16 protein-coding genes are annotated in these 20,316 nt (G+C 64.4%); 3 read left to right on the forward strand and 13 right to left on the reverse strand.

The features are described 5' to 3' along the window. Positions 1-76: 76 nt before the first annotated feature. The 12 genes from FS320_RS07880 to FS320_RS07935 all read right to left on the reverse strand — a co-directional run bounded on the left by FS320_RS07880 (position 77) and on the right by FS320_RS07935 (position 13,227). Positions 77-1,195, reverse strand: a complete 1,119-nt coding sequence (locus FS320_RS07880; RefSeq protein WP_152710600.1) for an IS110 family RNA-guided transposase — start codon at positions 1,193-1,195, stop codon at positions 77-79. Beyond that, positions 1,147-2,487, reverse strand: a complete 1,341-nt coding sequence (locus tag FS320_RS07885) for an SLC13 family permease (RefSeq protein WP_152710602.1) — start codon at positions 2,485-2,487, stop codon at positions 1,147-1,149. Before FS320_RS07885 ends, FS320_RS07880 begins: the two co-directional genes overlap by 49 nt. 322 nt (positions 2,488-2,809) lie before the next feature. Next, positions 2,810-5,908: a proton-conducting transporter transmembrane domain-containing protein gene (locus tag FS320_RS07890; protein WP_152710604.1), complete on the reverse strand. Its 3,099-nt coding sequence runs from the start codon at positions 5,906-5,908 to the stop codon at positions 2,810-2,812. Continuing rightward, a complete protein-coding gene (locus FS320_RS07895; protein WP_152710606.1) occupies positions 5,902-6,273 on the reverse strand; it encodes a sodium:proton antiporter in 372 nt (123 codons plus the stop codon). The genes FS320_RS07890 and FS320_RS07895 overlap by 7 nt, the downstream gene beginning before the upstream one ends. Before the next feature lie 12 nt (positions 6,274-6,285). Beyond that, on the reverse strand, positions 6,286-6,978 hold the full coding sequence (gene mbhE / locus FS320_RS07900) for a hydrogen gas-evolving membrane-bound hydrogenase subunit E (RefSeq protein ID WP_152710608.1): 693 nt from the start codon (positions 6,976-6,978) through the stop codon (positions 6,286-6,288). Further along, a complete protein-coding gene (gene mnhG, locus FS320_RS07905) occupies positions 6,975-7,319 on the reverse strand; it encodes a monovalent cation/H(+) antiporter subunit G (RefSeq protein ID WP_152710610.1) in 345 nt (114 codons plus the stop codon). Before mnhG ends, mbhE begins: the two co-directional genes overlap by 4 nt. Then, positions 7,316-7,564, reverse strand: a complete 249-nt coding sequence (locus tag FS320_RS07910) for a Na(+)/H(+) antiporter subunit B (RefSeq protein ID WP_152710612.1) — start codon at positions 7,562-7,564, stop codon at positions 7,316-7,318. The genes mnhG and FS320_RS07910 overlap by 4 nt, the downstream gene beginning before the upstream one ends. A 3-nt stretch (positions 7,565-7,567) precedes the next feature. After that, positions 7,568-7,828, reverse strand: a complete 261-nt coding sequence (locus tag FS320_RS07915) for an MrpF/PhaF family protein (protein WP_152710613.1) — start codon at positions 7,826-7,828, stop codon at positions 7,568-7,570. Beyond that, positions 7,821-8,342 (reverse strand): Na+/H+ antiporter subunit E, encoded by a 522-nt coding sequence (locus FS320_RS07920; RefSeq protein ID WP_244627026.1) that lies wholly within the window; start codon positions 8,340-8,342, stop codon positions 7,821-7,823. The genes FS320_RS07915 and FS320_RS07920 overlap by 8 nt, the downstream gene beginning before the upstream one ends. A 103-nt stretch (positions 8,343-8,445) precedes the next feature. Beyond that, positions 8,446-10,278, reverse strand: coding sequence for an SLC13 family permease (locus FS320_RS07925; protein WP_152710617.1), 1,833 nt, complete (start codon positions 10,276-10,278; stop codon positions 8,446-8,448). Between the two features lie 110 nt (positions 10,279-10,388). Continuing rightward, positions 10,389-11,591: a M20/M25/M40 family metallo-hydrolase gene (locus tag FS320_RS07930; protein WP_152710619.1), complete on the reverse strand. Its 1,203-nt coding sequence runs from the start codon at positions 11,589-11,591 to the stop codon at positions 10,389-10,391. Positions 11,592-11,655: 64 nt separating this feature from the next. Beyond that, positions 11,656-13,227, reverse strand: a complete 1,572-nt coding sequence (locus FS320_RS07935) for an AbgT family transporter (protein ID WP_152710621.1) — start codon at positions 13,225-13,227, stop codon at positions 11,656-11,658. 396 nt (positions 13,228-13,623) lie between these two features. Between FS320_RS07935 and FS320_RS07940 the strand changes: the two genes are divergently transcribed. Genes FS320_RS07940 through FS320_RS07950 form a run of 3 tightly spaced genes read left to right on the forward strand, consistent with a single transcriptional unit; the run spans position 13,624 to position 18,961 of the window. Beyond that, positions 13,624-14,721 (forward strand): efflux RND transporter periplasmic adaptor subunit, encoded by a 1,098-nt coding sequence (locus FS320_RS07940; RefSeq protein ID WP_244627027.1) that lies wholly within the window; start codon positions 13,624-13,626, stop codon positions 14,719-14,721. Then, positions 14,718-17,804 carry an efflux RND transporter permease subunit gene (locus FS320_RS07945; RefSeq protein ID WP_152710624.1) on the forward strand — a complete coding sequence of 1,029 codons (3,087 nt, stop codon included), beginning with the start codon at positions 14,718-14,720 and terminating at the stop codon, positions 17,802-17,804. The genes FS320_RS07940 and FS320_RS07945 overlap by 4 nt, the downstream gene beginning before the upstream one ends. Beyond that, positions 17,801-18,961: an efflux RND transporter periplasmic adaptor subunit gene (locus FS320_RS07950; protein ID WP_152710626.1), complete on the forward strand. Its 1,161-nt coding sequence runs from the start codon at positions 17,801-17,803 to the stop codon at positions 18,959-18,961. Before FS320_RS07945 ends, FS320_RS07950 begins: the two co-directional genes overlap by 4 nt. Before the next feature lie 119 nt (positions 18,962-19,080). Here FS320_RS07950 and FS320_RS07955 read toward each other — a convergent pair whose 3' ends face one another. Next, the gene (locus FS320_RS07955) at positions 19,081-20,082 is read right to left on the reverse strand and encodes an AraC family transcriptional regulator (protein ID WP_152710627.1); all 1,002 of its coding nucleotides are present in this window, start codon (positions 20,080-20,082) and stop codon (positions 19,081-19,083) included. Positions 20,083-20,316: the final 234 nt, after the last annotated feature.

Below are 20,316 nucleotides of genomic sequence, written 5' to 3' on the forward strand. Positions count from 1 at the left end.
CCGCCGGCGCTGCGCAACCGCAGATGTCAGTCCAAACTGATAAGGCCCTCCGCAATGACCGTGAGCGCGTTCGGCTTTATGCGGCCGAGCGCGGCTCGATCTCACGCCCGATGGCCCAGAGGAAGGCTGCCATCTCCCGTGCGATCGCGGTGGTGACCACGGTCTGGCGCTTGCCAGCGGCCATCAGCCGCCGATAGCGCGCGCACAGCCGCACCTGTGCCTTCCAGGCAATCGCCCGCACGGCCGCTGGCAAGCCCTCCTGGCGCTCCTGCAGCAAGCGGCTCATCCGGGCCGGAAAGCGATAGGTCCAGGCACCTTCAATGAGAACCCGACGCACTCTCGCGTTGCCCGCTTTGGTGATGCGGCCCCGCCGCACCCGCTCGCCGGTCGAGCTCTCGCACGGCACCAGGCCGAGATAGGCCATCAGCTGCCGCGGGCTGTCGAAGCGGCGCACATCGCCGATCTCGGCCACAAAGGTGACGGCGGTCAGCAGCGCCACGCCGCGCAGGGCCTGATACGCCTCGACCACCGGCGCCATCGACCAGGTCGCAACCACCTCAGCGACTTGCTGGGTCAGCCGGTCCAGGCGGGCTTCGGCCTCCTCGATCGCCTGCCGGTACTCGCGCAGGACCAGATACTGAGCCGAATGCTCGAAGACGAGCTCCGCAAGCCAGCGGGCATGCGCCTGGGTCCACGGTCTGCGGCCGGGAAAGATCCGCCCATGACGCAGCAGGAAGGATTGCAGATGCTGGCGCTTCTCGCGCAGATCTTCCATCGCTGCCTCCCGCGCCCGCACCAGCTCGCGCACCGCCTCATGGCCCGGATCCGGCACCCAGATGGCAGTCAGCTCGCCGGCCCGGTGCAGCCGGGCCAGGGTGAGGGCATCGCGCCGGTTGGTCTTGACGCGCTCGCCCGGACGCTTGGGGATGAGCGACGGCGCGATGACGGCACACTCATGTCCCAGAGCCGCGATCTGGCGCTGCAGGCCATAGCCGGTGGGGCCGGCCTCGTAGCAGAACAACAATTCGCCGTGCCGGCTCGCCAGCTTGTGGACCAGGCGCCGCATCGCCTCGGGGGTATTGTCGATCTCGCCGAGAAAGCGGATCTCTCCCTGGCGGCCGTCCTCGGCCACGGCGACGGAGATCTTCAGTTTGGAGGTATCCAGACCGACAAACACTTTGCTCTTCTGCTGCATGGCTCGTCCCCTGTGCGGGAGGCTCGGCGCCGGCCCATCCAGCGCAACCCTCGCTCATCGCATAGTGTGGACGAGCCACCTCCGCCGGCAACGAACATACGGTCTGCCAGGTCCTCATCGTCCGACCGAAGTTGCTCGATGTCGCTCCAGGTCCCGACGAGCAGGAGCATGTCGCCAACCTCGAGCCTTTCGTTGACGAGACTTCGGTCGTGCACGATACGGCCTCGCCTGAGGCCAATGGCCGAAAGTCCGAAGCGACTCCGGAAATGCGCTTCGAGCACCGAGCGTCCAACCAGATCAGACGATGGCGGTACGATGACTTCCGCCAATCCGATTTCCTGCGAACGATCGCTGAAGTAGGTCCCCTCCAGCGGCAACTCCTCAAGGAGGAAATCGTCCCGAATGGACTGGACGTCCCTGCTGTTCGGGAGCAAGTCGATCAGCAGGACATCGTCGACCCTGATTTCCATTTTTGCGGTCGGCCGGAGAAGTTCCCTCGAGAAGTTGCGGCTTCTCTCTATGGCGATAATGTTTGCCCCGGATGAGCCGCGCAGGTTGAGTTCCTCCAAGGTCTTGCCGGCGAGCGGGGAGCGGTCCGTCACGAGAAGACGATATTCGCGGTTCGCGAGGCCATACTCGTCGACCCACATTGCGAATGTCGGCCGGTTGGCGGTCTTCGCCCGATGTTTAGCCGGCAACCAGCGTCGCGCGAACGCCATGTAGATGATGCCCAGCACCAGGATGGGCATGCCGAAAGGCGTGAAGCTGAAGAACGAGAAGCCCGCGATGCCGTGACGCTCGAGTTCGCTGTTGACCACGAGGTTCGGTGCTGTTGCGACCAGTGTCGTCATCCCGCTGATCAGGGCCGCGAAGCTGATCGGCATCATCAATCGGCCGGGCGGGATGCCAGTGCCTTGGGCGATCCGCAGCGCAACGGGGATGAAGATTGCAGTCACGGCAGTCGAACTCATGGTCGCTCCGAGTGCGCAGACGACCGTCATCAGAAGAGTCGTCAAGCGCAGTTCGTTAGCCCCGGCCTTCGTGGTCAGCCAGTCGCCGAGCCCCTGAGCCACGCCTGTTCGCACCAGTCCCTCTCCGATCACGAACAGGGCGGCAATCAGGACAATGTTGGGATCGCTGAAGCCTGCGAGCGCTTCCTGCATCGTGAGTACGCCTGTCAGGGGCAGCGCCGTGAGCATGATCAGCGCCACGGCGTCCAGGCGAGGCTTGTTGATGGCGAACATCACGATCGCGGCGGCAAGCAGGCCAAGGATGACAGCAAGTTCGGACATTCCAGGATTTCTTCGCACGACCGATCGTTACGCTGCGGAGCGCCAGATTGGGTCGTCTCAGGGCTGACGGCAACCAAATTCTAGCGGCGTACGCCTCAACGGGGCGCTCGGCACGCTAATGGGACGCGAGGCTAAGCAACCCACCCTCATGGTCATTCTGGAACAGGCAATCCACTCCTGATTGCACAATCCTCTTCCCGACGAGGGACCGGAACATCACCATGAGGAGTGTTGTAACCCTTCCCGCCATCCGTTCACGTACCCTTCTGATGGACGCTCTCCCAGAGCGACCCACGTCCCGAGACTGTGTCGGCGCTCAGGGTCAACCTCCGGCCCATAGCCCCGCGAGTCCGGTGCTCGTGACATAGATGACCAGGAAATAGAACAGCACATACAGGGCATAGGTCTGACCGTTCCCGGAATAGACTCCTCGGGCCAAATCCGCTGCGGCAAGCGTGCCGTCCGCGATGCTCCGCCAGAAGACGATAGCGACAGGGGGCGATGCGAAGCCGATGATGGGGCGATAGAAGGCGAAGAACTGACGAAGATCGACGACATTCCGCTGGTCGCCAGAATATGCGAGCCAGGCGATCAGTCCGAGGACAGCCGCGATGGTGACGGCTCCAATCATGATCGGCGTCGGATTCCAGTAGCCATAGATCGTCTCCAGGGACATCCCCTCCCAGACCAGCGTCGAGGCGAATTGCGGGTCGATTGCAGCGGAAACGGGATCCATCAGCAATTTCGGGTAGAGTGAAAGAACGAGGATACCCGCGATCAGCACGAGTTGCGGAAGGAGGAGAGCCGTTGGCGCCTCCCTGACTTTCACGTGCTCACCCCTATACGGCCCAAGGAAGAGGCCGCTGACGAGACGGATCATGTAGAGGAAGCCAAGGAAGGTCGCCACGAGCCCGGCGACGGCGAGAAAGTGCCAGCCCTTCTCCGTCATGGCGCTCAACAGCAACCACTTGCCACCAAAACCCATCAGTGGCGGCAGACCCGACATCGAAATGACGGCGACGAGCACGATGGCGAATGTCATCGGCATGGTGCGGGCAAGCCCACCTGTTTCCGCGAAGCTGCGCGTACCCGTGCGCAAGGTGATCCCGGCGACCGCGAGGAAGAGAATTCCCTTCACCATCATGTGGTTCGCGACGAGATAGAGCGCGGTCACCCAACCGAGATGGCTCATCAGGGCCGTAGCGGTGATGATGTAGCCGAGCTGGCTCATGCTGGAGAGCGCGAGGAGGCATTTGAAATCGGTCTGCTGGAGCGCCATCAACGCACCGGCAATAGTCGTCAGCATGCCGAGCCAGGCCATTGCATGCGCGAGCTCCAGTCCGACCTCGGACCGGATCGCGAGGTAGGTTCCCATGAGCAGACCGAAGACCGCAACCTTGCTGATTACGCCGGAGAGCATTGCGGTGAAATCGTCGTCCGCCTCGGAATAGGCTCCGGGCAGCCAGACGTGCACGCCGATCGCACCCGCCTTGACCAGGAAGCCGGCCGCGAGGAATGCGAAAGCTACGCTGGCGTCCGGGCCGCTCGTCATCAGCGCATTCAGGCTGGTCGAGCCGCTGACCGCGGCGATACCGGCAAAACCAGCCAGCACAAGGAAGGCAGACAGCAAAGAGAACAGCAGGAAGCCCAGAACATGCGGCCCCGCACCCCGGCCCTTCGCGATCAGGAAACAGGTCGACAGGGTCACGATCTCCCAACTGAAGAAGAACTCCAGGCTCGTGGACGATCGAAGCAGCGCCTGGATCGAAAGCAGGAGGATCGCCAGCATCGGATAGTAGCCAGGGCGTTCATCAACCCTGTAGAGGCCCGCCGCGGCAATGACGAGGCTGCCGGCGAGGAGCAGGATCGCGAAGAGCCAGGCAAGGCCCTGGGCGGCTTGCGCCAGGAGACTACCGGCGACAAGGACGACAGCAAGCATCAGCAAGCCCTTTGCCCGGCCTGGCATGCGGTCGAGCGCATGGAGAACGAGGCCGGCAAGGAGCGGGACGAACATCCAGGGTGCGCCTGCTCCCGAGGCGCGCGCCGCGACATAGCCGGAGATGCACAGAAGGAGCGCGACGGCCACGATCGAAAACAACGCGGCGGCCGATGGCATGTCGGTCGGGCCGTTATCCTGCGTGCAGAGGGCGCGGGTGAACCAGCGGAACATATACGCTGCTTCCAGCAGCGAGCCGCATAGGATCAGCGCGACCCAAGGCAGCTTGGCAGCGCTGGTCAGTTGCATGACAAGTGCCCATTTGGCCCAGAATCCGGGGAATGGTGGCAGTCCGGCGATGGCCACGAGGAAGAGGGTCAGCAGCCCCGCGAGGAGCGGGCGACCGGCGAGGCCGACAGCTTGGTCGAGATCGCGCTGCCGGATCACGGCGGCGATCCAGAAGAGTCCGGCCTTGGCGAGAAGATGATTCAGGAACAGGCCACCCACCACCAGCGGAATCGATGCCACTGCGCCGACCTGATGCAGAAGCGCCAGTCCGAGGAGGAGCAGGCCCATTTGCCCGATCGACGAATAGCCGAGAAGCCGCTGGATATTGGACTGCTTCAGACCGATCAGGTTGGAGAAAAGGAACGTGGCTCCGCCCGAGACAGCGAGGATGGGGAGCTGGTCCTCAAAGAGGGGGAGCAGTTTCACGAGCGAGAAGAATACGCCAGCGGAGACACCGACGGAGATCATCGCGACGATGCCGCTCGGGGCGGTTTCATAGACGTCGAGTCCCCAGCCATTGGCGGGGAAAGGCTTCAGTTCGATGACCAAGCAGGACAGGACGAGAAGGAGCGCCGCCTCGCCGACGGGCCCCGTGACGTCGGACCGGGCGGCAACGAGCGCATCGATGCTGAGACTGCCGACGGCCAGGTAAAGCAAGCCGGTGCCGAGCAGGAAGAACGACGACGCGATGACCGTCGCCATGATGAACTTGAACGCCGCCCCCAACGCGGCCGGTGTGCGCTCGAGCCCGAGAAGTCCATAGGTCGCGATGGAGACGATCTCCAGGAAGACGAAGAGATTGAAAAGGTCCCGGGTCATCACCATGCCGTTGATGCCCATGGTGAGGCCCAGGTAGAGCAGCAGCGCCGCGTAGTTGCCGCGCAGCCGATCCCAAAGATGCAGCGCTCCAAGGATGGCCACGACATTGACGCTTGCGGCGACAAATCCCTCGGCCAGGCCAAAGCGCAGACTGATCGAGACGGGCGGCAACGATCCTGCCGTGAGGACATCGATGGGCGGCTCGCCAGCGAGAATGCGCAGCAGCGAAACGCCGCTGATGACCCCAATTCCGACGAGTGCGACGAAGAAGCCGGCGGACAGCCAGGCGTTGCCGATCCGGACGAGCAGCGGAATGACGAATCCGCCACCCAGACCGAGAAGGAAGATGTTGAGCGGATGGAACAGGCTCGCTACCATTTCGACTCCGTGAACGCACCGATGTCGAAGGTCTTCCTGGCCGAATGGAGACGGACCGCATAAGCGAGCATGATGGCCGTCACCGCGAAGCCGATGACGATGGCCGTCACCACCAACGCGGAAGGGATGGGGTCGATCGCACGTCCTGCCTCGGCCGGGCCGAGCGCACGGTCGATGATCGGTGCCGTGCCGCCGGTCACATAGCCGGTTGCAACGATGACGATATGGAGTCCGGTGCCGAACAGGGTGAACCCGATGATGATGCGAAGCAGATGGCGATGGATCAGGATGCCGCAGAGGCCGATCAGGACGAGCCCGAAGCCCGTGATCAGCAGGATGGAGGACACCGGTAGGATCGTTGCCATGGACTCGATCGCTCAACTTCGGAAGCGGTTGATGATGACACTGAGCTCTGCCCCGACCTTGATGCCGAGCAGCGCCGAGACCAACGGAATGGCGCCGGCGCTGATGAGGGTCCCGGCTTCGCCGAGCGGCAGGAACCGCGGGTCGAGGAAGCCACCGGCTAGGATCAGTCCGAGAATGCCCATCCCAACATACAACATGCCGGCAAGGGACTCGATCATGCTAAGCGCCGCGGCGTTGAGCCGTGCGGCCGGGTCAGCCAGAAGCAACAGCATGACTCCGGAGGCGACGATGGCGCCGCCTTGAAACCCGCCTCCGGCGGACAGGTGACCGTTGACGATGACATAGGCGCCGAACGTCAGGATCACGGGCAGCAACACCCGGGAGCCGGTCATCACGATCTCGCTGGCGGGCCTGCGCTGGGGTGCCTTTGCTTCCCCGAGGTCGGCTTCGTCCTTCCTGAGAAGCAGGCCGACACTGGCCGCCACCATGAAAAGCACGGCAACCTCGCCCAGCGTATCGAAGCCGCGATAGGCGATGAGGATTCCGGTGACGATATTCGAGACCCCGAGTTCGAGCGGGGCCTGCAACACGTAGTGTTCCGCAAGCGGGCGAAGGGCCGACCGTTCCGTATAGCCTCCGGCCAATCGGACGAAGATCAGTGCGAACAGGGTGACGGCGAAGAGGGCGCCGACGCGATGGATCATGGTGCTCCCTCCGCATCGCCGGTCTTCCCGTCGTCCGCGAGCGCGTCCGTCACGGTTGCCGGCGTCATCGGCGTGCGGATCCGATGCGCGGCGCGCGACAGTGCGTGGGAGGAAACGGGATTCGTCATCAGGACGAAAAAGATGACAAGGGCCAATTTGGGGATCCATCCCGGATGGTAGAAGGCAAGACCGACCACGATCAGTATGTTGCCCAGGGTCGTCGCCTTGGTGCCGGCCTGGATGCGGGTGAAGGAATCCGGCATGCGCACGAGGCCGAGGCCGGCTGAGAACAGGAACACGGCGCCAGACAGGATCAACAGGCTTCCGATCAGCTCGATCATGGTTCATGTTCCCCGTGGCCGGCATGGCGGAGGGCATAGATGAAGATGAAGGTCGTGAGGCCCGATCCGATCGCCGCCTCCGCCATCGCCACGTCCGGAGCCGCAAGCAGCAGGAACGACACGGACGCGAACAGGCCGGCCAGGCCCGAGCTCACCATCGCGGCGATGAGGTTGTTCAGGCACACCGCGAGAAGCCCGCTGACGAGAATGCCGGCACAGACCACCAGGATGAGAAGCTGGAGCATGCGCTAGAGTCCCTTTTCCAAAAAGCGTGCGATCGCCAGCACCGCCAGGAAGCTCAGCAATCCATAGACGAGAGCGACATCGATATAGACGAAGCGTCCCGAAACATGGGCATAGAGAACGATGAGCGAGATCGAGATGATCGTCAGCATGTCGATCGCGACGATCCGGTCGATCGTTGTCGGCCCGAGTACCAGCCGGATGACGCCAAGTGATATGGCGCCGAAGATGAGGGCAGCCGCGACCTGGACGATGGATTCAGCCAAAGACGTGCTCCAGATGCCTTTCGAACGGTCTGACGATCGCGTCTGTCGTCGCGTCGGCGTCGATGCCGTCGATATCGAGCAGGTGGATGAAGAGCGTGTCGCCCCTCAATTCCATCACGAGCGAGCCCGGCGTCAGCGCGATCGTATTGGCAAGTGCCAGTCGGCCGATCGGCGATTTGAGGCGGGTGCGGACCTTGACGATGCCCGGCTTGATATCGATCCGCGGCGCATAGACGTAGCGCATCATGGCGATGTTGGCCTTGACGAGCTCGACGAGGAACGTCGCGCCGTAGAGTGAGAAGTGGAGAAGCCCGTCGGGAGTCCAGCGAATCCGGTTCCAGGTGCCGCCGGAGGCCGCGAGAATCCAGGCGATGGGCAGCGTGATCGCTGCGCCGAGGAGCACGACGACGGTCGCCACCGTGGAATTGGCAACCATCCAGACGACAAAAAGCACGGCCCAGAGGCTGATCAGTCCATGTGACCAAGAAGGTATGCCGGCGGCATTGTCGTCCAAATCTGCTTGACCCATTTGCGACCATGCCTCTCATGGTATCCAATTTGCAGTCAGATCGCGCTCGTCCGTTCGAATTGTGCGTGGCGGCTTTATGCGCCACCGATCAGAACCGCCAGATCAGCGGCACCAGGAAGACCGATACGACGAAGAACCAGATCAGCAGCGGCAATCCCAGCTTCCAGTAATCGCCAAACGCGTACCCTCCCGGTCCCATGACCATCAGGTTCGTCGGCGTTGCAATGGGGGTCAGGAAGGCCCCGGCCGCGGCCACTGCGATGCTCATGAGCACGGGGCGGGGCGAGATCCCCATGCTGGTCGCGGCCGCCATGCCGATGGGAATGACGATCAGTGCAGTCGCGGTGTTGCTGATCAACTGGCCCATGACGGCGGTGAGCACGAAAAGGCCGGCAAGCAGGGCAACGGGCCCGACGTCGCCGACGAGCCCGACCAGGCCTTCGGCCATGAGTTCGTCGGCTCCGGTTTCCACCATCGCCGTCGACAGCGGCATCAGAGCACCGACGAGGATCACCGTCGTCCAGTCGATGGCGCGGTAGGATTGCTCGACGGTCAGGATCCGCGAAAGGATGATGGCCCCGGCGGCGAGCAGGCCGGCGACGGCAGGCGGCACGAAGCCGGTCGCGAGCAGGATGACCATGCCGGCCAGGACGGCAATCGTCTGGTAGGCTCCCGGCCCCAGGGGCACGGCTTGGCGCCGTACCAGTTCGGGCGAGTTGACCACCAGGACATCCGGATCGCTGAGATGAAGATCGAGAGCCTTCCAGGTCCCCTGAAGCAGCATGGTATCGCCAGGTCGCAACGCGACGCCGCCACTGCCGGCCTTCGAGTTGACGGCGTCGGTCGGAGACCCGGCCCGCTGCACCGCGAGAACGATGAGGTCTCCGCTGTCGGTGACCATGCCCGGGAACATGGTCTGGCCGATTAGGCCCGAGCGCGGCGGGATCACCACCTCGGCTAGACCGGATCGGCGGTTGAACAGGGTCTCCTCGCCCTGGTCCGACGCCGTGTCCTCGCGGAACGACAGATGCATCCGCTTGGCGAGTGCGGCGGCGGCTTCCGCCGTCCCCCGCACGAGCATGTGATCGCCATCTCCCACGGGCCGGCGCAGCGGGGCGGCACTGTCGCCGTCCTGGACGGCCACGAGCTGCATGCCGGGAAAGGCCGAGAGGTCGATGTCGGATGGTGAAAGACCGACATAGGGAGAGGTGGCACGCACGCGCAGTTGGAAGATGCCGTCAGCCAGCCCGTATTGCTCCACCAGCGTCCTGGCATGACGGCTGAGGTCCGCCGGCATCTTGGCGCCGTTGCGCTGGGGCAGGAGGCGCTCGCCGAACAGAACGATGATGGCCATCGTGCCGGCAAGCAAGGGAATGCCGACGAGTGCGAACTCGAAGAAGCCGAACCCGCCGACTCCAGCCTCAAACCCTGCCTCGGAGACGAGGACGTTCACGGGCGTGCCGGTGAGGGCGAGCATCGATCCCGCATGGGCGGAGAAGACGAGTGGCATCAGGAGCTGCGAGGACTTGCGCTTGAGACGAACCGCCATGACGACAACGACCGGCAGGAGAGCGGCGACCGCGCCGTTGACGCTGATCAGGGCGGTCAGCACGGCCACGAGGCTCATGGTGAGAAGGAGGAGGCGCGTCCGGCTCTCCTGTCCGGCGCCCCGGATCAGCAGTTGACCGGCCCAGGCCGTGACGCCGGTCGTCTCAAGCCCCGCGCTCACGACGAAAAGGCAGGCGATGAAGATGACGGCAGGATCGCCGAACCCGCCCAGCGCCTGCCCCAGAGTGAGAACCTGCGTCGCCCACAGCGCCAACGCTGTCGCCATCGCGACGACAACGACCGGCAGCTTGTTCCAAATGAACAGGACGACAGTGACTGCGATGATGGCGGCGATATAAGTGATCGGGCTCAATCGCTCGTCTCCTCGTCAACCCGACATTTGCGGAGTGCGCGATGGGTTAGGGTGCCAGGCATGTGGCGCCCTTGTGCTCCCGAATCGACTATGTCGCCCCCTCCGCCCACCTAGTCCTCGATCGTGGCCAACAGCAGCGCGAGGCGGCACCCCGTCGCGAATTCCGGTAGGTTCACGTATTCCTTGATGGTGTGAATCTCCGCCTGGCCTGCGCCGATGGTGACCGTGGGGACACCGTGCTTGTCGAGCCAATTGGCATCGAGGCCGCCATTCGAGAACAGGTAATTGGGCTTGAGACCGAGCATGGTCATGGCTCTGGTGGCACGCTGCACCACGGGCGAGCCCTCATCCAGATTGAACGGTGGGTAGGAAGGAATGTGCGTGAAGGACATCACGGCCATCTCGCCCTCATGATCCTTCACCTCGTTGCGTGCCTTCTGAAACGCGTTTTCGAATCCCTTCGCGATCGCCGTGGCGAAGGCCGATGTCGGACTTCTTGCCTCTCCCTTGATGGAAACGTAGTCGGTCACGACGTTCGTTGCGTCTCCCGCGGCCTTGCCATCCTTGCCGCCGAAGATCCCGACATTGCTCGTGCCCCGGCCGTCGGGCTTCACGACCTTGCCGAACCACCCTTCGCGCTTCGCCTCGGCGAGGGCGACCGCGCCGACGAGCGTCGCCGAGATGCCCCTCTCGGGCGCCACACCCGCATGCGAGGCCTTGCCCCTGATCTCAACGTCCCAGTTCTCCTGGCCGACCGCACCGACGATCAAGTCGTTCGGGTCCTGGCCATCGACGTTGATGCACATCACCGCGCCGCCGAGATCGGCCGGATCGAGTTCGCGCGCGCCGTGCAGGCCGCTTTCCTCGCGAACGGTGAAGAGCAGCGTGATCGGAGGATGCGGCAGGTTGTGCTTCAGGAGCGTCTCCGCAAGGACGACGAGAATGGCGCATCCGGTGCGGTTGTCTCCGCCGAGAGCCGTCGTGCCGTCCGAGACGATGCGGTCGCCCTCGCGCCGAGGCTTGGCGCCGGCACAGAGCGGCACCGTGTCGAGATGGGTGGAGAACAGCAGCCGCGGCCCGGGTCGCGTTCCAGGCAGATCGACGATGAGGTTGCCGGTTTCCGTCGGGACGGGGATGCGCTTGTTCACTTCGTCAAAGCGGATCGCGGAGGCCGGTACGCCCGCCTTCTGGAGCGCGTCCGAGACGGCGGCCGCGATTGCCGCCTCCTGTCCGGTGACGCCCTCGACCGACAGGAACCGCATCAGGTGATCTTCCGCGGCGGCGACATCGATGGAAGTTGCAGAGCTGTTCATCGTCTCATTCCATTGCTTGAGGTTGCCTCACGACGGCGTCGGTCAGACGGACATCGGCGTTGGCTCAAATTCCCCAGGGAAGTCCGAGCATCTGCCAGATGGCGAAGAGAGCGGTCCAGAGAATGAACATCCACACGACATAGGGAAGCATCAGCGACACGATGGTGCCGACGCCCGCCGACCGATCGTATCTCTGCGCGAACCCGACAACGAGGGCGAAATAGGCGTTCAAGGGCGTGATCGCATTCATCGGCGAGTCGCCGACGCGATAGGCGGCCAACACCGCCTCCGGCTCGACCCCGAGCTTCATGAGCAACGGCACGAAGACGGGCGCGAAGATCGCCCATTTGGCGATGGCGCCGGTCAGCAGCAGGTCGATGATGGCGACAACGACGATGAAGCCAAGCAGCAGCGGCAGCGCTCCGATATTGGCTGCCTGGAGAGCACCCGACAGGCTGAGCGCCATCACCGTCCCCATGTTGGTGTAGGTGAAATAGGCGACGAACTGGCTCAGAACGAAGAACAAAAAGATCGTGCCGCCGAGACTTTTGATCGATTTCTCGATCGCCGCGATCACCTCGGGCAGCGTCCTGAGAGTGCCGGCACCGATGCCGTAGGCCCATCCCGTGACGAGGAACATCAGCATGATCAGCGCGATCAGCCCGTTCATGAAGGGCGAGTTGCCGATGAGCTCTCCGGTCTCGGGATTGCGCAACGGTGCAAACGAGGGAAGGGTCAGGAGGCAGAAGATTGCAAGCAGCCCGAGCAGTCCAAAGCCGGCGAACCGCAGGCCGCGGGACTCCTGCTCCGAGAGTTCGGCGCCCTGCTCCGTCGTGGTTCCTTCCGCCGCCAGATTCGGATCGTATGTTCCCAGGCGGGGCGCGATCATGCGGTCGGTGATGAAGGCGACGACGACGGTGAGGAACAGCACCGAGGCGAACGAGAACCAGACATTCGAGGCGAGGCCGATGGACCGGTTGGGATCGACGAGATGAGCCGCGTCATTGGTGAATTCGACGAGCACGGCGTCGAGCGGCTTGATCAGCATGTTGACGGTAAAGGCCCCGGCAACGGCAGCGAAACCAAGCGCGAGGCCGGCCAGTGGATGCCGTCCAACAGCCAGATAGGCGATGCCCGCAAGCGGGATCAGGACCAGGTAGCCGGCATCGGCCGCGATGCTGGCGAGGATGCCGACGAAGGACAGGATATAAGTCAGCGCCCAATTCGGCGACACGATGACGAGCTTCCGGATCAGTGCGGTGACCAGGCCGGACTCCTCCGCCACTCCGGCGCCGATCATCGCCGCAATCATGAGCCCGACCGCAGTGAAGCCCATGAAGTTCGGGATCAGCGACGCGTACAGGAAGCGGATGCCGTCCGTGTTCAGCAGACTGCGGATCTCCGTGGTGGCGGTCTCGACCTGGTGCGTGTCCGGGTTGATGCGTTCGAAGGAGACGGCGGCTCCGAACAGGCTGAGCACGGCCGAGAGCACGATGACGATGGCGATGAGGATCAGGAAGATGACCACGGGATGGGGAACCATGTTCCCCACCCGTTCGACGCCGTCGAGAAACCGCTGCATGATGGTCTTGGGCTGGGTGTCCAGGGACTTGGGCGCAGTTTGAATGATTGCCATCGCTCTAGCCTCAAGCGACATGACCGTCGCGTCTGGGACAGGCTTGCCACAGCCGCATCGACGCAACGGTGCCCAGCGGTGACCCAAGTGAGCTTAGCGCGCCCGCTCCGTAATGCATCGGCGCAGCGTCCCAGGCTTAGACGGGCCGTCCCAATTTGTGGGATGAACCTCACAACGCGAGGACTGTGATCCAAAAATGGGATGCATCGCGCAGCGTTGGGATGATGAGCTAATCTGCGCAATCGGGACTTTCTGATACCCTATACCCGGGGGCAAGCGTCACCGGTCCTGGAGGTGCATTGCGGCCATCGGCTGGGGTCCCCGCCGATTGCTGCCTCGGCGCCGGAGGAGTCGGGCGAGGCCCGCCGATGACTTGCGGAAGGCAGGATGTGGGAAATGTCTCGAGATTTCGGCGCTCGTCCTCCCTTGCAAGTCGCCGTTCCGGTCGCCTTCGTGCTCTGGTGCGCCGCATGCCAGGCCGAGGTCGAGGCGCCGGCACCGGTTCGACCCGCCCGTGTCATCGTGGTCGAGCCTGCCGCCAAGTCAGCGGATGTCGGTTTCGCGGGCCATATCGAGGCTCAGGACCAGGCATCTCTGTCGTTCCGATTGGGCGGCCGTTTGGTCGAAAGGCCTGCCCGCGTCGGAGTGTCGGTGGGCGATGGAGAGGTGGTCGCACGTCTCGACCCGGAGAACGAGCTCAACGAGCTCCGCTCCGCACGGGCGGCGCTGGCGGCGGCCCAGGGCGTCCTGGCACAGGCGGACAACCAGTACCAGAGGCAGCGTCAACTCGTCGAACGCGGCATTACCACGCGAGCCGATTTCGAGGCCGCCGAGCAGGCGCGCACGGCGGCGCAGGCACAGGTGGACGGGGCCGGGGCCCGCGTCCGGACCGCCGAGGATATCGTCGGGTTCACCACCCTGAAGGCGGATGCGCCGGGCGTGGTGACGGCAGTCGGCGCGGAGCCCGGTGAGGTGGTCGCAGCCGGTCGGATGATCGTGCAGCTCGCTCGGCGGGATGGTCGCGATGCCGTCTTCGAGATCCCGGCCGACCTGGCTCGGGCGGCAACGCCGGATGTCGAGGTCGTCGTCGGTTTGGCCAGCGATCCGAATGTCAAGGCTCACGGCCGGGTCCGGGAGATCGCTCCGCAGGCGGATCCCGTCACCCGAACGTTTGCCATCCGTGTCGGCCTCACCAATCCGCCGCAATCGTTCAGGCTCGGCACGGCCGTCTCGGGCATCCTCCGGGGGAGCGCGCAGACGGCGCTGGCGATCCCCTCCACGGCACTGGTGCGGCGGGGGCAGGACACCGGCGTATGGGCGGTCGATCCAGGGACGACCAAGGTCATCTGGCGCACCCTCGACGTGATCAGCGCCGGTCCCGCAACCGCCCTCGTCGCGAAGGGGATCGCCGTGGGCGACATCGTCGTGACCGCCGGCGCCAATCTCCTGCACGAGGGCCAATCCGTAATGCTCCCCGGAATGGAACCGCAATGACCTTCAATCTGTCGGGACTGGCCCTGAGGAACCGCTCCGTCGTGATCTATCTCATGATCGTGGCCGTGGCCGCTGGCCTCCTGGCATTCTTTCGCCTCGGCCGGAATGAGGATCCCTCCTTCGTCATCAAGACGATGGTCGTCTCCGCGGCCTGGCCCGGTGCGACCATGGAAGATACCCTGACGCAGGTCACGGAACGGCTCGAGCGTCAGCTCGAGGAAACACCCGGCCTCGACTTCCTGCGAAGCTCGACCACGCCGGGACTGACGACGATCTTCGTCAACCTGAAGCAGTCGATCCCGGGATCGGACGTGCAGGATACCTGGTATCAGGTCCGCAACCTGGTGACGGACATCCGCCACACGTTGCCGACCGGCACGCTCGGGCCGTTCTTCAATGACCGGTTCGGCGACACGTTCGGCATCATCTATGGCTTCACCTCCGATGGGTTCACCCGTCGGGAGCTACGGGACTACGTCGAGGACATCCGCTCCAGGCTCCTGCTCGTTCCCGACGTATCCAAGATCGAGATCATCGGCGCCCAGGACGAGCGGATCTTCGTCGAGTTCTCAGTGAGGGAACTGGCCAACCTGGGCATCGACCGGACGGTCCTCCTGGCGGCCTTGCAGAGCCAGAACCTCGTGCGGCCGGCGGGTGTGCTCCAGACCCGGGACGAGACCATGGCCCTGCGCGTATCCGGGGCTTTCGAGACGGAAGCCGATCTTCTCGACGTGAACTTCCCGGTGGGTGACCGCATGGTCCGGCTGGCCGATATCGCAACGGTACAGCGCGGCCCGGCCGACCCGCCGCAGCCGATGTTCCATGTCAACGGGCGGGAGGCGATCGGCCTCGGCATCGCCATGCGGGACGGCGGTGACATCCTGGCGCTCGGCGACAATGTCAGGAAGGCGATGGCGGGGATCACCGCCAACCTGCCGCTCGGCATCGAACCGCATCTGGTGGCCGACCAGGCCGTGACCGTCGATCACGCGATCGCCGACTTCATGACGTCGCTTTGGCAATCGGTTGCCATCATCCTCGTCGCAAGCTTCATCAGCCTCGGGATCCGCCCCGGCCTGGTCGTCGCCCTGTCCATTCCGCTGACACTCGCGGCCGTGCTCGCGATCATGGATGTCGTCGACATCGACATGCAGCGCATCTCGCTGGGGGCGCTGATCATCGCGCTGGCCCTGCTCGTCGACGATGCCATGACGACCACCGACGCCATGGTGACCCGCCTCGCCGCGGGCGACGAAAAGGTGAAGGCCGCGACCTATGCCTTCGAGCGGTATGCCATGGCCATGCTGGCCGGCACGCTGGTGACGATCGCCGGATTCGTCCCGATCGGCTTCGCGGCAAGCTCGGCGGGCGAGTATACGTTCTCGCTCTTTGCCGTCGTCAGCATCGCCCTGGTCATCTCCTGGCTCGTGGCGGTGGTGTTCGCGCCGGTGCTCGGCGTCGCGATGTTGTCCAAGCCGAAGACCTCTTCAGCCGACGCGCCACCCGGCCGCGCGGTCGTGCTTTTCCGGCGGCTCCTCTCCGGCGCTATCAGGGCCCGTTGGCTCACGATTGCCGTCAGCATCGGCCTATTCGGCGCCTCGCTGTTGGCTCTTCCGCTGGTGCCGCGTCAGTTCTTCCCGGCGTCCGACCGCCCGGAGCTTCTGGTCGACCTGACGATGCCCCAGAACGCTTCGATCTTCGCGAGCGAGGAACTCGTCGGTCGGTTCGACGCAGCCTTGAAGGACGATCCCGACGTCGTGCGGTGGAGCACCTACGTCGGACGCGGCGCGATCCGTTTCTATCTTCCGCTGAATGTCCAGCTCCCGAACGATTTCTTCAGCCAGGCCGTGATCGTCGCAAGGGATGTGCCCGCCCGGGAAAGGCTTCAGGTGAAGCTGGAAGCGATGTTGGCCAACGAGTTCCCGAATCTGGTCGGGCGGGTCTACCCGCTGGAGCTCGGACCTCCCGTGGGCTGGCCCTTGCAATACCGCGTGAGCGGACCGGATACCGGCGAGGTCCGCACCGTTGCCATGAAGCTGGCCCAGGTCGTTGCCTCGAACCCGCAGGCCAAGCAGGTCAATTTCGATTGGATCGAGCCATCGCGCAAGCTTCAGTTGCGGGTGGACCAGGATGAGGCGAGGCGCCTTGGCCTCAGCTCGGCGGCGCTCGCGTCCATTCTCAACACGGTCGTGTCCGGAACGGTCGTCACTCAGGTGCGTGACAGCATCTATCTCGTCAATGTCGTCGCTCGCGCAAGGGACGACGAGCGGGCCTCGATCGAGACGTTGAGGACCATGGAGGTCGCCTTGCCGGGGGGGCAATCCGTGCCGCTGTCGCAGTTCGTCACGTTCCACTACGGGCTCGATACACCCCTGGTCTGGCGCCGGGACCGGGTGCCGACGCTGACCGTCGCCGCCGATGTCGCGCCGGGAATCCTTCCCGAAACGGCCGTCTCCGCCCTGACCCCGAAGATCGATGAACTGCGGCGGACCCTGCCGCCCTCATACCGGATCGATGTCGGCGGAACCGTCGAGGAGAGCGCGAAGTCGCAGGCGTCGGTGATTGCGGTGGTTCCCCTGATGCTCCTGATCATGTTGACGGTCCTCATGGCGCAGTTGCGCAGCTTCAAGCTGCTTGGCCTGGTCCTCTGCATCGCCCCCCTTGGCCTCATCGGGGTCGTCGGGGCGCTCCTGATATCGGGCAAGCCCCTTGGCTTCGTGGCGCTGCTCGGCGTTCTCGCCCTAATCGGCATCATCACGAAGAATGCCGTGATCCTGATCGGGCAGATCGAGGCGGAGAGATCCGGCGGCAAGGGCGTCGTGGAGGCCGCGCTCGACGCAAGCACGACGCGGTTCCGTCCAATCATGCTGACGGCGATCTCTACCGTTCTCGGCATGATCCCGATCGCACCGACGGTCTTCTGGGGCCCGATGGCCTATGCGATCATGGGTGGGCTCCTGGTCGCCACGGTCCTCACCCTGATCCTGCTGCCCACGCTCTATGTCACCGTGTTCGACAGGCGTTCGTCCGCCGCTGGCACCGTCGACGCCGTTCCGGCGGTTGCGGGAGCGTCCCGATCATGACCGATATGACCGCCCTGACGTCACGATTGACTGCATGGGTCCGACCGGGGCCGGCGATGACCGCCGTCATCCTTTCCGGACTGGCTGCATGCGGCCAAAGCGAACCATCTCCGCCGGATATGGGTCGCCCGGTCGATGTCGTCTCGGTGGAGGCGAGCAAGCTGGCAAACGATATCCAACTGTCGGGCGAGATCCAGGCAGAAAACAACGTCGCGCTTGCTTTCCGCATCGGTGGCCGCGTCGTGGAGCGACCCGTGAACGTCGGCAACCGGATTTCGACCGGGCAAATCGTTGCCCGGCTCGACCCGCAAACCGAACAGAATGCCCTCACGGCCGCGAAGGCAACCTTATCGGCCGCGCGAGGCGAGGTGAGCACGACCCGCAGTGCCTTTGACCGTCAGGAACAGCTCATGGCGCAGGGTTTCACGACCCGGCCGCGCTTCGACCAGGCCTTGCAGGCGAGGAACACCGCCGAATCCAGCCTCGAGGACGCCGAGGCGCAAGTCGAACTGGCGCGTGATCGCCTCGGCTTCACAGAGCTTCGATCCAGCACCGCCGGCGTCGTGACGGCTCGAAGCGCCGAGCCCGGTGAAGTCGTGCAGCCGGGCCAGGCCATCGTGCGACTGGCCCGCGACGATGGACGCGATGCCGTATTCAACGTGCCCGCGCGTTTCCTCGAGCGGCAGGACGAGGATCCAGTCATCCGCGTCGCCCTCGCCGATGACCGCTCCGTCGTCGCCGTCGGGCGCGTACGCGAGATCGCGGCGCAGGCGGACCCCGTGACCCGCACGTTCCAGGTCCGGGTCAGCCTGCAAAATCCTCCGGAAGCGATGCGGCTGGGATCGACCGTCATCGGGACGATCGAACTGCTCTCTCCGGCGGTCATCGCGGTTCCGGCGAGTGCTCTCACCAGGGCCGGGCAATCGCCGGCACTCTGGATCGTCGATCCCGCGACGTCCACCGTTTCGCTGCGAACCGTCGACATCCTGCGCTTTGATTCCGACAGGGCCATCATCTCGCACGGGCTCGACCCGGACGATGTCGTCGTCACCGGCGGTGTCCAGGCCCTTCACCCGGGCCAGCGGGTGGCTCCCATCAGGACGCGGCCGACGACTGCCCGTGAACAGAGGGCTGGCGCAATGTCCCGCTTCAAATGAGGCGGCAGCGTGGTCCGCCCTGAAGACAGGGGCAGCGCCCACCTTGCCCCGGACCGATGGTGTGGATGTGATGATGACGATCGTTAAGCCTGCACATGTCACCCGGACCCATCGCACGCTCAAGGCATGCTCTCGACATCATGTCGATGGTCAGGTGTCTCGAGAGGATGATGGGCGGAAACCATCTCCCTGAATTCCGAGGGACTGCTGCCGTATCTCAGCTTGAACGCCCTGCTGAAGGTCGAGTGTTCGAGGAACCCGACCTCACCGGCCAGCGCCCTAATCGAAATCCTGTCCCCGATGTCGGCGAGGCGTTGCCTGGCCGCGTCGAGGCGCTCGTCCTGGATAAACCGTGCGACGCCGCCAACCCCCTCGAAAATACGGTAAAGCTTGGATCGTGACATCGCGACAAGCCGCCTGAACGCCTCCGGATCGAAATCCGGCGAGCTCATGTTCCGTCTGACGACGCAGCGGAGACGCTCGCGAAGTGCCGTGGCTCTCGACGTGTCGGTCCGTGCGGGATTGCCCGGCGCGGGAACGAGGCAGCTCTGAACCAGGGTGCAGGTCACCGCCCCCAGCATCGGCCAGTGCGCCTTCGGGATCGAGGGCAGCACACGGGCCAACGAGAGGAGATGGTCCGCAAGAAAGGCACCTTGCCACGAATTCAGGGCCACCATGTGTTCCCTGCCTGGCGACAGCACCGGTTTCCCGAGCACGGTACGCGGAAGGAATGCGGTCAAGAGCTGCTCGGAGGCCTCCTCGTCGAGTGAGGCGACCAGGATCCGGCAATTCATGTCAGGTGGCGATCCATGCTGCAAGTACGCTGACGCGACGGACCGAATATGGCCTCCGCGGGACCCGTCATCAGCCCGGACAGTGCCGCGGCGGTGGATCCTTCCCGATCTCCGGACCAGTGAAATCCGTTCCAGCCGGATGACGCCCAGGTCCCAGGATCGAGAATCGAGTTTCTTCACGCGCGCCTCGCGGTCGAGGGAGGCAATGTCCTTATCGAAGAATGCCGATGCCTGTCGAACCATGATCTCCCGGACAGCTCCGGGCTGGGGCGGCATGGATCGGGCCATTGCGGAAACGGGATTGCTCCTCGACGGCACTTCAGCCATGGAACGTACTCCTCGAAGGGAAGATGGCCCGCCTTGGTGACCCTCAGGTTATCCCTCGCAGGCAACGGGTCCATCGGGGTTAACCCTGGGGCGGACCGGGAATTGGCCTGAGGCCGCGCCTAAAGATCCTTCCCGGTGCGGAGAATGGCGGGCTCCAACGGTTATGCGGTAACGTGCTCAATCCTGTCTCGGGACATCGTGTCTGTCGCGGTCGGGGACGCGGGCCCCGCAGAA

The sequence above is a fragment of the Microvirga tunisiensis genome, from assembly GCF_009296175.1.
Lineage (GTDB): Bacteria > Pseudomonadota > Alphaproteobacteria > Rhizobiales > Beijerinckiaceae > Microvirga > Microvirga tunisiensis.